At 39.6% G+C, this 13070-nt stretch carries 11 protein-coding genes; 7 read left to right on the top strand and 4 right to left on the bottom strand.

The window, feature by feature from the left end; all coding sequences use genetic code 11:
* Position 1: 1 nt before the first annotated feature.
* Positions 2-109, bottom strand: a complete 108-nt coding sequence (locus Bovatus_RS25385; RefSeq protein ID WP_004297473.1) for a smalltalk protein — start codon at positions 107-109, stop codon at positions 2-4.
* Positions 110-149: 40 nt separating this feature from the next.
* Positions 150-638, bottom strand: a complete 489-nt coding sequence (locus Bovatus_RS01085) for an HU family DNA-binding protein (RefSeq protein ID WP_004297474.1) — start codon at positions 636-638, stop codon at positions 150-152.
* 220 nt (positions 639-858) lie between these two features.
* Between Bovatus_RS01085 and Bovatus_RS01090 the strand changes: the two genes are divergently transcribed.
* Complete coding sequence (locus tag Bovatus_RS01090) at positions 859-1077, top strand: DUF4248 domain-containing protein (RefSeq protein ID WP_004297475.1); 219 nt, start codon at positions 859-861, stop codon at positions 1075-1077.
* Positions 1078-1210: 133 nt separating this feature from the next.
* On the opposite strand, the gene Bovatus_RS01095 is transcribed toward Bovatus_RS01090, so the two are convergent.
* Together Bovatus_RS01095 and Bovatus_RS01100 are read right to left on the bottom strand one after the other, a co-directional pair.
* On the bottom strand, positions 1211-3043 hold the full coding sequence (locus Bovatus_RS01095; RefSeq protein WP_004297476.1) for a DUF3987 domain-containing protein: 1833 nt from the start codon (positions 3041-3043) through the stop codon (positions 1211-1213).
* 29 nt (positions 3044-3072) lie between these two features.
* Positions 3073-3702 carry a BT4734/BF3469 family protein gene (locus Bovatus_RS01100; protein ID WP_004297477.1) on the bottom strand — a complete coding sequence of 210 codons (630 nt, stop codon included), beginning with the start codon at positions 3700-3702 and terminating at the stop codon, positions 3073-3075.
* A 451-nt stretch (positions 3703-4153) separates the two neighbouring features.
* Here Bovatus_RS01100 and Bovatus_RS01105 point away from each other — a divergent pair, with 451 nt between their 5' ends.
* From Bovatus_RS01105 to Bovatus_RS01130, 6 genes are all read left to right on the top strand, one after another.
* On the top strand, positions 4154-5560 hold the full coding sequence (locus Bovatus_RS01105; RefSeq protein ID WP_004297481.1) for an undecaprenyl-phosphate glucose phosphotransferase: 1407 nt from the start codon (positions 4154-4156) through the stop codon (positions 5558-5560).
* A gap of 58 nt (positions 5561-5618) precedes the next feature.
* Positions 5619-6431, top strand: a complete 813-nt coding sequence (locus Bovatus_RS01110; protein WP_081015841.1) for a polysaccharide biosynthesis/export family protein — start codon at positions 5619-5621, stop codon at positions 6429-6431.
* A gap of 9 nt (positions 6432-6440) precedes the next feature.
* Positions 6441-8864, top strand: coding sequence for a GumC family protein (locus Bovatus_RS01115; protein ID WP_004297484.1), 2424 nt, complete (start codon positions 6441-6443; stop codon positions 8862-8864).
* 27 nt (positions 8865-8891) lie between these two features.
* Entirely contained in the window at positions 8892-10205 is a 1314-nt protein-coding gene (locus tag Bovatus_RS01120; RefSeq protein WP_004297485.1) for a UDP-glucose dehydrogenase family protein, read from the top strand.
* Positions 10206-10263: 58 nt separating this feature from the next.
* A complete protein-coding gene (locus tag Bovatus_RS01125) occupies positions 10264-11811 on the top strand; it encodes a lipopolysaccharide biosynthesis protein (protein WP_004297486.1) in 1548 nt (515 codons plus the stop codon).
* A 249-nt stretch (positions 11812-12060) separates the two neighbouring features.
* Entirely contained in the window at positions 12061-13053 is a 993-nt protein-coding gene (locus Bovatus_RS01130) for a putative nucleotide-diphospho-sugar transferase (RefSeq protein WP_052587882.1), read from the top strand.
* Positions 13054-13070: the final 17 nt, after the last annotated feature.

The raw sequence follows: 13070 nt of genomic DNA on the forward strand, positions 1-13070 counted from the left end.
GCTACATACAACTCTGTACTCCGATCAAGCCTCCGATAGCGGTGGCAACGGTGATAATCACTTTGATGATGAAGCTCCATACGGAGCGGGGAGAAGATGAATTACTCATGATGTTACTTTTTTAAAGATTAAAAATAAAGGATTTAGGATTAAGCAGCCGGATCAGGCGCTTCACCGCCACCATCCGGTTTCGGATCAGGGGTATCACCTGAATCAGAACCTCCTCCGGCAGTTGTCGGTTTCTGATATTCGGCCTGCTGTTTCAGCTGGCTGTTGAGTTTCAGGTTGGTGGTTGACAAATTACCGGTAGCACGGGCTTTCAGACGCATACCAGTGATGTTTTTCTCCAATGAGAAATCTTCCAGCGTATCAGCCGCCTTACTGCGGATGCCCACACCAAAGATGGCAAGGTCGTCGATTTTCACACATTTGCCGTCGAGCAGCAGTTCCTTGATGCAGTCTACCATGTCGGAAAGCACACCTTTGATGACACCACCGGAATAAGGTGAATTGTGTTTCGACATGTGTTCGGCAAGCTTGGCCAAATCAAACGTCTCGTCGCTTACAGCGCGGGCGAACCACTTGCCTGCATTCAGGCCTTTTTGCTGTTGGTTTTGATAAATTTTGTAACGAATCATAAAACAATAAATTAAAGGGTTAAACATTGTGTCCGAGGGATTCTTTTCCCTTTCGACGATACAAAGATACAACCCTGAAACCCGCAGAAATCAATAGTCTACAGTTGCACGCGATTGTTGTCAATTATGCGCAGTAACGGTCGGTTATTCAATGGAAAAACGTAGGATATGTGAATATGTTTTGTTATTTTTGTAACTGTAAATCAGAAACTTATTCATCATGAACGAATTCAAAATACGCGCCTATGGCCGCATGGAACTGGCTCAACTTTATTCTCCGGAACTAACTGACATTGCTGCATATCGAAAGATGAAGAAATGGATCTCTTTATGTCCCGGACTTCTGCAACGCCTGTACGACTTAGGCTACGAATCAAAGCGCCGCTCATTCACCCCATTGGAGGTGAGAGTGATTGTAGATGCCTTGGGAGAACCTTAGAAGAGCGGAGAAGTAAAGCACCGCTTTAGCAATCGTAAAGCTATGCTTTACCACCTCTAAAGCGCCGCTTTAGGATTCATGAAACGTCTTGTTGTTATATAAATGCAAAAAATGCACTTTTTCCGAGGGTTCCCTAACACACGCACACATGCGTGCGCGTATAAACGCCTTTATCGTCTGTATTGATAAGCAATCCTTTTTTTATCAGACGGTTCAGCCAACTAAGAGCAGTGTTAGGTTTGATTTTCATCTTTTCAGCCTGCTCCAACAACTGTGCACGGGTGAACTGGTTGCCCATTATTTCAAAAAGTGCATCCCGGTCGGCATTGGCTCTATGTTTGACCTCTGTGGAAGGAAGAAAAGATAAGATATGTGTGGCATGACGATAGAGCGGAGTTACAAGCTCCAGCACCGCATGGAAATCTTCAGCGGTGATTGTCACATCCCAACGGGTGATAATGCCGTCTTTGATATTATCGGCGGCAATCTCCTTGTCAGGAGTCAGCAGAGGGGCGGAAGAACCCTTGAACTGATAAGGCTGGTCGCATTCCAGTGCACGTATCATAGCTATTTCTGCCATGATACGGCACGTATTGACAGCCAGACGGGCTATGGAACTACTCATTTCGTTATCGTTGGCAAGTCCCGAACGGAAAAAAAGATCGGCAAAGAGGGCATTGAACTCTTGCTTTTGTTCATCAGTGAGCCGGAGCGTATGAAGTCCGTGTGTTTTCATCTGGTCCAGTTGCTTTTTCCATTCCAGACCTATGCTTGTGAAGATGGCTTCCAGATCGGTTTCGCCACTTTCAAACTGGTTGATCCATGTCCATATACCGTGCATATAATAAAACAGCTGGCGCGAGAAAAGACCGTTCTCTGTCGAGGGAATGAGTGGTTTTACTTGCGCGGGTGTACCGGAAAGCAGGACGGAAAGATAGCTTTTCTTTACTTCCCGGTATTCCTGGTCGGTGCGCCGGTTGTACGACAGACGGTCGTGGTCGAATGCTTTGCGGAGCGTATCGCTCCAGTGTCCGTATTCAGAACCGATAGCAGCGGAGATGGTATCCGCTTCGGTTTCGCAGATAAGTCCTGTGCCGTTGGCATCCATGATATTTTGCAGAATACCCGTTCCGGTGTTATTGCCCGAGATGAGGAACATTTTATTCTTGGGCATTTGAGGAGCTTCCATTTTGCAGCGCTCCTTTCCCATGGTATCATAGGCGGCTTTCTCTTTTTTGTAGGCCTTGACCTCTTCCGCTACTTGTTGGCGGATCTCGTCATGAATAGGCTCTACAAGCAGACGGATGAACGAAAGAATTCCCTTACCCGAGGCGGAAGGAGCTACAATAAAACTTTGCAGGCAAGGAGACTGGAGTTTGCCGGCGTATGGACATCTCACATATCGCTCCATGCTGGCACCTATGGCGGTCAATGCTCCGAGCAGCATGACATCGCGTTGTGTGGGGCTGGTGGCATAACTCATGATAAGCAGCAGGATTTTCGGCCAGTCCGCTTCGGTGAAAGAAGGCAATGGTTGGTTCGGGTCACTCCCGTCCTGCAGCTCTTCGGATTCGTCCGGTTCTTCATTGTCCACCTTATTATATACGTGCGTGTGTGTGAGGTTTTTGGACGGTGCATTTCCTGCATTTTTTGCATTTTTCCGGTGGTTCATCATTTCCTCTTTGCAGAGAGTTACACCCGCCCTTTCAGCAAGATGGAATGCAGTGCCCAGATGGACATCTCCATGCCGGGTAGTAAGTGCGTTAGAGAATATCCGTTCGGCATGTTCCCGTTCGTACTTGGCAGACACCCGGCACAACCGATGGAAAAACTCGCGTCCCGCTTCTCCGCAATCCGTTGCGATGGCGAACGCCAGTTGTACATATTCAGCATACGTAGGGGCAATATCCGCTCCTGCAGTTTCAACCGCCTCACAGAGGCGGCATAATGATTCAATTTCGTCCATAATTTTAATTTATAGTTTTTAATATCTAATTATTTGCTGTTTCTAAACAATGCTCCCGGATCATGACTAAGAAAGCAAGACCTTACAATGTCCTTGCCGGAAAAGTCTACCCCTTTGCGTTTTTCTCCGAATGGGGGAGGTGCTTCCGTACCATAGAGCAGCACGGTGAACATCATTGCCAGCTTCATATTTTCGATGATACTGTTTGTGTCGTTAGCCATGGGTAAATGATCGTAGGGTACGAATGCTTTCACACCCCGTCCGCTGGGACTGATAAACGTGAGTACAGGACGCAGAAGGTGGTCATTAAACAATGTGTTGCGCATTTCTACTGCCTCCTGATAGGAGTCGAGATGGTCGATATCTACCACCACCAGATGTGAAGAAGCTACGAAACATTTGCTGTTTCGACGCGAGAACGTACCACAGGGAGTCACATAAGGCAATAGTGATGCCTTTGCTGTCCGTATATCTCCGGAATTGCGTACTTGCTCGGTCAGAATTTTGAGATTCTCGTTGCAGGTTATCATTTGAAAAACTTGTTCTACGGAGACTTCGCAGGAGGGAATAAGTGTTGCAGGAGTAACAATCCGCCCCAGTTCATTTTTGATGGGAGCAATGGGAGGCATGAAATAAGACATTCTGAAATCGTTTGTCATAATGTTTATTATTTGAAGTTATCGCCTTGAATTTTCAAAACGCGGTGCGAAAGTAGGAAAAACTGGAAATAGAGGTTTCAGACATATCTGAAACCCAGCGAATGAAAATAATATATAATTTAATATTTTAACAATTAATAAGAATCGGAAAATGAAAAGAAAATGGCATCATTGTATACTCGGTTTTGTAATGGGGAGGTTGCTTAAGAATACAGGTGTAACTGTGAGAGATATGCTTAAGGAGATACATATGAGTTCGGACACCTATGAACAATTAAAAAAGGCGACGATAAGGTCGTGAGTCATTATATCCGTCTTTTAAACTTTTTCTATGACGTTTCTACTGAAGAAGAGTTTCGGAAAAAAGCAAATGAATGTGTGGAGTTCTATATCAAGTATAGGAAAAAACACGGATAATAGGAGGAAATTTGATTAAGAAAAAAATAAAATTGTGCAGGAAGTCCAACGTTTTAATAAAGTCCTAAAATCTTTTGTCCTTTCAGGGGACATCATCTTACTGAACTTACTGTTGTGGGTGTTCGGTTCTCTTTGGGAAAACCGTTCTCCTTTTGAGTATTCCGTATCTCTTTTCCAGAACATGGCTTTGATGACTTTATGTTATCTGGTTTGCAACATTCGTTCCGGAGTGATCCTTCACCGTCCGGTGGTTCGTCCGGAGCAAATCATGCTTCGGGTGGCACGGAACATGATTCCTTTTGTATTGATAGTCTTTGGGCTTTCATACATTTTCCATTTTGAGTGTGTCAATCTGCGTCAGTTGGGGATATTTTACGTAGTTCTCATTATCGTTATCATTTCTTATCGTCTGACGTTCCGATCTATTCTGGAGCTTTATCGCAAAAGTGGAAAAAATGTTCGAAAGGTAGTGTTGGTGGGTAGCCATGAAAATATGCAGGAACTTTATCATTCCATGACAGATGATCCGACATCCGGATATCGTGTATTGGGATATTTTGAAGATTTCCCATCGGACCGCTATCCTATGAATATAGCATATTTGGGACAGCCGTGCGAAGCTGTTGATTATTTGACCCGTAATGCAGGAAAGGTAGATCAGCTCTATTGTAGTCTTCCTTCCGCCCGTAGTGCTGAAATTGTGCCGATTATCAACTATTGTGAGAATCATCTGATTCGTTTTTTCAGCGTTCCCAATGTCCGGAACTATCTGAAACGGAGAATGTATTTTGAAATGTTAGGTAATGTTCCGGTACTTTCTATCCGTCGTGAGCCGCTTGAGTTATTGGAAAATCGTATTGTGAAACGTGGCTTTGATATTATTTGCTCGCTACTGTTCCTTTGTACCCTTTTCCCGATTATATATATCATTGTGGGACTGGCTATAAAGATAAGTTCTCCTGGACCTGTCTTTTTCAAACAGAAACGAAGCGGTGAGGATGGTCGTGAATTTTGGTGCTATAAGTTTCGTTCGATGCGGGTGAATGCTCAATGTGATACACTTCAGGCTACAGAACATGATCCTCGTAAAACCCGAATCGGTGATCTGATTCGTAAGACGAATGTGGATGAACTTCCTCAATTTATTAATGTACTGAAAGGGGATATGTCTTTAGTGGGTCCCCGTCCGCACATGTTGAAGCACACAGAAGAATATTCCCATTTGATAAATAAATATATGGTTCGTCATTTTGTTAAACCGGGTATTACAGGGTGGGCGCAGGTGACAGGTTTTCGTGGAGAAACGAAGGAGCTTTGGCAGATGGAAGGACGTGTGCAACGTGACATCTGGTATATTGAGCATTGGACGTTCATATTGGACTTATATATCATGTATAAGACTGTGTATAACGTAATCCGTGGGGATAAAGAGGCTTATTAGGTGAGGAATTGGAAATTGAGTAAAAATTAAATCAATAGTTGTAAAATTACATGAGTAGGTGGTTATGAGAAAATTGAAACGATTGACTTTGGGTGCGTTACTTGCTTTTTTGCTGGTGTCCTGCCAATCATATAAGAAAGTGCCTTATTTGCAGGATACGGCTTTTGTGAATGATACAGAACAGAGTGTTCTTCAGACAGGTGTGAAGGTAATGCCAAAGGATTTGTTGACGATTGCCGTGTCTTGTTCTACTCCGGAACTGGCTGCACCTTTCAATCTGGAAAATTCGGGTACTGCTAGTGGAATAGAGGGAAAGACGGTAGGACAAGGAACTGCATCATCTGCTCTACAGCAATATTTGGTAGATAATCAGGGGAATATCAACTTTCCAGTATTGGGTGAGATTCATGTAGGTGGATTGACTAAACTGGAGATAGAAAACTTGATTATAGATAAGTTGAAGGTTTATTTGAAAGAGGCACCGCTTGTAACTGTGCGTATTGTTAATTATCGGATTTCGGTATTGGGAGAGGTCAACAAGCCAGGCAGCTTTGTAGTCTCTAACGAGAAGATTAATTTGTTGGAAGCTCTTGCAATGGCAGGTGATTTGACCATTTATGGTATGCGTGATAATGTGAAATTAATCCGGACAGGGCAAGATAACAAGCAGGAAATTATTACTATGGACTTGAATAAGGCTGAAACGGTACTGTCTCCTTATTATCAGCTACAACAGAATGATATAATTTATGTGACACCTAATAAGACTAAGGCTAAGAATTCGGATATAGGAACCAATACGGGATTATGGCTGTCTAGTACTTCTATTCTGGTTTCACTAGCAAATATATTGGTAATTTTATTAAAATAGTGATCAATAATGAAAGAAAAATTGTACGATAATAATATGAATGAACTAGATGAAGAAAAAGTAAATTATCAAGAACTTCTCTTTAAGTATATAATTCATTGGCCTTGGTTTGTAGCTTCCGTTTTAGTTTGTTTGGTTGGTGCTTGGATGTATTTACATTTTCAGACTCCTGTGTATCAAGTTTCTGCTTCTATCATGATTAAAGATGATAAAAAGAATGGGAGCGGAAATGCTGCTGATATAGAAAGTTTGGGATTAGGTGGAATGATTACTTCTGCGCAGAGTATTGATAACGAGATAGAAGTACTACGTTCAAAGACAATATTGAAAGAAGTTATTAATAATCTCGAACTTTATATTACTTATTATGATGAGGATGAGTTTCCTAAAAAGGAACTTTATAAAACTTCTCCAGTAATCGTTAATCTAACGGCGCAGGAAGCGGATAAACTGCCGAGTGATGCTTTGGTTGATATGAAACTGACTCCTGAAGGTAATTTGGAAGTCAATTTGAAAGTAGGTTTGAATGAATATAGTGAACATTTTGAAAAACTTCCGGCAGTGCTACCAACAGATGTCGGTACATTTGGGTTTACACTGAAAGATTCTTTGTCGAATGGGAAGATTGAAGGACAAGGTGTAGTACGAAATATTAATGCTATAATCAGTCAGCCGTTTAGAGTGGCAAAAGTCTATCAGTGGGCATTAAATATAGAACCTACTTCTAAAACGACTTCTGTCGCTGTTGTTTCTCTGATGGATACGAATATACAACGTGGACAGGACTTTATCAATAAGTTAATGGAAATGTATAATCGGAATACGAATAATGATAAGAATGAAGTTGCAGAAAAAACAAAGGAATTTATCAATGAACGTATTAAGATTATTGATGAAGAACTTGGAAGTACGGAGGATAAATTGGAATCATTTAAGAGAAATGCAGGTTTAACTAATATTGGTAGTGATGCTCAATTAGCAGTTGAAGGAAATGCTGAATATGAAAAAAAACGTGTAGAAAATGGTACACAGATTAACTTGGTTCGTGATCTCAGTAAATATATAAATAATCCATCGAATGACTATGAGGTGTTACCTAGTAATATTGGTTTATCTGATAATGGTTTAACTATTCAAATTGATCGTTACAATGAGTTGATTATTGAACGCAAACGTTTACTTCGTACTTCTACGGAGAGTAATCCGATGGTTGTAAATCTGGATACGAGTATTCGTGCTATGAAGGCGAATGTACGAGCTGCTATTGATGGGACTTTACAAGGTTTGCTTATTGTGAAGGCTGATTTGGATCGTGAAGCAAGTCGTTTTTCTCGCCGTATCAGTGATGCGCCGGGACAAGAACGTCAATATGTGAGTATTGCGCGTCAACAAGAAATTAAGGCTGGACTTTATCTGATGCTTTTGCAGAAACGTGAGGAGAATGCTATCACTTTAGCTGCTACTGCCAATAATGCTAAGATTATTGATGAGCCGGCAGCTGAAGGTGGACCGGTTTCCCCAAAGCCTAAAATGATTTATATGATTGCTTTAGTGGTAGGAGTGGGATTGCCTATTGGTGTTATTTTCTTACTTGGTCTGACTAAGTTCAAAATAGAAGGGCGTGGTGATGTTGAGAAATTAACGAGTCTACCTATTGTCGGTGATGTACCTTTGACTGATGAAAAAACAGGCTCTATTGCAGTGTTTGAGAATCAGAATACTCTAATGAGTGAAACTTTTCGTAATGTCCGTACTAATCTACAGTTTATACTTGAAAATGGTCAGAAAGTAATTCTGGTGACTTCGACAGTTAGTGGTGAAGGTAAGTCTTTTATTTCTTCAAATCTTGCGATTAGTCTATCTTTATTAGGAAAGAGGGTAGTAATTGTAGGGCTTGATATTCGTAAACCCGGTTTGAATAAGATTTTTAATATCCCCCGAAAGGAGCAAGGAATTACCCAATACCTGTCAAATCCGGAGAAGAATCTAATGGATTTCGTTCAGCCTTCGGATGTTAGTAAGAATTTATATATTCTTCCTGGTGGAACAGTACCACCTAATCCTACGGAATTACTGGCTCGTGATGGTTTAGATAAAGCGATTGAAACATTGAAAAATAACTTTGATTATGTGATTTTGGATACTGCCCCTGCTGGTATGGTGACTGATACTTTGCTTGTAGGGCGTGTAGCTGACTTATCCGTTTATGTATGTCGTGCTGATTATACTCGGAAAGCAGAGTTTACCTTGATTAATGAGTTGGCTGCTGATAATAAGCTTCCCAATATCTGTACCGTTATTAATGGTCTTGATCTTCAAAAAAAGAAGTATGGCTATTACTATGGTTATGGTAAATATGGCAAGTACTATGGCTATGGTAAGCGTTATGGCTATGGTTATGGCTATGGGGAATATAAAGTAAAGGAAGAATAAAAAGTAAGTACTTAACAATAACAATATATGAATATAGCGATCGTAGGCACAGGCTATGTTGGCTTGGTGTCTGGTACTTGTTTTGCCGAAATGGGTGCCACTGTAACTTGTGTGGATGTAGACACAAATAAAATTAATAAACTGAAAGCAGGTGAAATGCCTATCTATGAGCCAGGATTGGAGGAATTGGTAAAACGCAATGTTAGCTATGGACGACTCAAATTTACAACGGATTTGACAGATGTTTTAGATAATGTGGAAGTCGTTTTTTCTGCAGTAGGAACTCCGCCAGATGAAGATGGTAGTGCCGACTTGAAATATGTGCTTGCTGTAGCTCGTCAGTTTGGACAAAATATCAATAAGTATACCATTCTGGTAACTAAATCAACAGTACCTGTAGGTACTGCTCAAAAAGTAAAAGCTGCTATTCAAGAGGAGTTAAACAAACGTGGAGTAGATGTACTCTTCGATGTAGCTAGTAATCCTGAATTTTTAAAAGAAGGTGCGGCTATCAAAGATTTTATGAGTCCAGATCGTGTGGTGGTGGGTACGGAGAGCGAGAAAGCAAAGGAAGTAATGACTAAGCTCTATCAGCCTTTCTTACTTCAAAATTTCCGTGTTATCTTTATGGATATTCCTAGCGCAGAGATGACCAAGTATGCAGCTAATGCTATGCTTGCTACCCGTATTAGCTTTATGAATGACATAGCTAATCTATGTGAAAGGGTAGGGGCTAACGTAGATCATGTGCGTCGGGGTATTGGAACCGATGGACGTATTGGCCAAAAGTTCTTATATGCAGGCTGTGGGTACGGTGGTAGCTGTTTTCCTAAAGATGTAAAGGCTCTGGTACATACTGGAATTGATAACAACTATCATATGGAGGTGATTGAAGCTGTAGAGCGTGTGAACGAGCGTCAGAAGAGTATTGTCTACGATAAACTTACCATCTTGATGGGTGATGTAAAAGGAAAGACTATTGCTTTGCTTGGCTTGGCTTTCAAGCCGGAAACCGATGATATGCGTGAAGCTCCAGCTTTAGTAGTAATAGACAAACTACTGAAGAACGGGGCAACTGTCCGTGTGTTTGACCCTATTGCAATGCCCGAGTGTAAGCGTCGCATTGGTGATGTAGTGATTTATACTGAAAACCTTTACGATTGTGCAGTTGGTGCTGAAGCTTTGTTGTTGATGACTGAATGGCGCCAGTTCCGTCTGCCTACGTGGAACGTTATTCAGAAGGTTATGAACGGTAAGTATATTGTAGATGGGCGTAATATTTGGAATCGTGTGGAGCTGGAGGAGATGGGATTTGTTTATACTCGGATTGGGGAGAAATAATTTTTTCATTTAATATCTGCAAGTACAATGTAGATTTTATATCTTATAATTATTTTAAATGAGTAATAGTTCTAATAATAAGCGTATAGCTAAGAATACTTTATTTTTATATTTACGAATGATAGTTGTTATTATCATTGGATTATATACAAGTAGAGTTATTCTCCAAACGTTGGGGGTTGAAGATTATGGCATTTATAACCTTGTAGGAGGAATTGTATCTATGTTATCTTTTCTTAACTCTGCGATGGTAGGTGCTTCTCAGCGTTTTATTTCTTATGAATTAGGCTGTAACAATATCCAGAAACTTAAAAAAGTATTTGCGACATCTATTATAGCACATTGCACGTTGGCAGTTATTATATTAATTATTGGAGAAACTATTGGCTTATGGTTTGTGAACACTCAGTTGAATATAAATGCAGATAGAATGATTGCTGCTAATTGGGTTTATCAGTGCTCTATCGGTATCTTTTTATTAACTATTGTTAGTGTACCATTTAATGCTTGTATTGTAGCTCATGAACGAATGAAAGCTTTTGCCTATGTTAGTATATTAGAGGCGATCTTGAAGCTGTTAATTGTTTATGTATTGTTGATAGTTCTGATAGACAAGCTTATTACCTATTCAATTTTAATGTTATGTACTTCGACTATAACTAGTTGTATATATGTGTTATATTGTAGGCATAACTTTGAAGAATCCCGAACAACAGTAATTGGGGATAAAAGACTATTTAGAGAAATGTTCGCTTTCACCAGTTGGAGTATTATTGGCAACTTTGGATTTACTTTTAGAGATCAAGGGTCAAATATTATATTGAATTTATTTTATGGTACAACACTTAATGCAGCAAGGGGTATAGCTCAACAAGTAAATGGTATTATTAGTAATTTTGCAGGCAATTTTATCATGGCTTTAAATCCTCAAATTACTAAACAGTATGCTAGTGGTAAAACAGAACAATCTGTTAAACTTGTCTATACAGGTAGTCGATTTTCGTTTTTTTTATTATCTATAATTACAATACCATTTTTTATAAATATCGACTACTTATTAAAAATATGGCTAGGTAGTGTTCCAGAGTATACAGGACTTTTTCTTAGGTTGGTGATGATATCTTCTCTTATTGGAGCTATGGCAAATCCTATTGTGACAGCTCTTCAGGCGACAGGGAAAATTAAAGTTTTTCAAATTATGATTTGTGTAATTATGTTGTGTGAACTTCCTTGTGCTTATTTAATTCTAAAATTGGGTGGGGCTCCTTATACAGCTATGTATCCTACTATTTTAATTACATTAATAGCTCTTTTTGCTAGATTCATTATCTTAAAAAAAATGATTCCAGCATATAGCTTAAAGTTTTTCTCATTTTCGATTGTACTCCGGAATGTGTTGATTGCTTTTGCTAGCTTTATTGTTTCTCAATATGTGAGAGATTGTTTTGATACTTCATTTCTAAATTTCTTTGTTACAGCAATTGTTTCGTTTGTTATAACTGTTATCTTGATTTATATCTTTGGTTTGAATTCGAACGAGCGTAATATCTTAAATAGTAAGTTAAAGCAATTAATCAATAGGCCACTGCCTGGAAAAATTGGCTAAAATAGTCAATTTTGAAAATCTTATTAGATACAAGTATTATAAACACTGTCAGTAGGTGGAATGTCATATTTTATTTAAATACAAGAACCTGTTTTAGAGTTATCTATCTACCCATTAATCGATATCAATGCCTCTCTAATAGTGATATACATATACTATGACTTTTACGTTGTTTGTATTTATTTCTATCTGTATAAAATGACTGTGTCATCCCCAATATAAGTGGATGATTGGCAAATAAATATTTTTATGAAAACAAAAATCGTTTATGTATTGGTAAGTGACGAGAAGGACCTTTATTTGGAGCAAGCTTGGCTCTCAGTTTATTCCTTACGACTTCATAATCCAACAGCATATGTAGTGGTGTTGATGGATGATAACACAGAACGTTCACTAGTTGGTAAGCGCAATAAGTTTTGTGAGTTAGTAACCGAAATAAAGGTGGTAGATGTACCTATTGAATATACACCTGTGCAGCGTTCACGATATATTAAGACTAAAGCTCGGCAACATGTGGTTGGAGATTTTCTTTTTATTGATACTGATACTGTCGTAACTGATACCTTAGATGAGTTAGACAACATGGAAATGGAAATTGGTGTAGTGCCAGAGTTTCATATAGATTTGAATCATTTTCCAGGTGTAAGTGGTTTACACGCTATAGCCCAACAGCTTGGGTGGAGTTATAATGAAAACGATAAGTATAACTATAATAGTGGTGCTGTTTATGTAAAAGATACACCAACTGCACATCAATTCTATCAAATGTGGCATGAATGCTGGCTAAAGTCAGTGACAGTACTACATCGGCATCATGATCAGCCTCCATTGGCAATGGCCAATCACTTGTTAAACCATCCCATTGTGCCTTTGAATGGCGTTTGGAACTGTCAAATATTAGAACGTGGTATTTTCTATTTGCCTGATGCAAAACTGGTGCATTATTTTGCTACCTCACGGTTGAAAAGTAAGGATGATTATATCTATGTGTTAGAAGATAGTGATATTTTTCGTGAGGTGAAAGAGTTGGGGGCTATTAGTAAGCGTACGCATCAGTTGCTTGCCGACGCAAAGAGAGTTTGTAACTCTCGTACGCAAATCGTAGCAGGTGCGGAGGCTGATTTGCTTTATACACATGTATATCGTGTTATTAAAAAACTCTATCGGCGATATCCGGGTATGTTTCGATTGTTGAATAATATGCTTAAATACTTAGGTAATATTAAAAGTAACTTAAAATAATCAGATCGTAAAATGAG

Source organism: Bacteroides ovatus (assembly GCF_001314995.1).
Lineage (GTDB): Bacteria > Bacteroidota > Bacteroidia > Bacteroidales > Bacteroidaceae > Bacteroides > Bacteroides ovatus.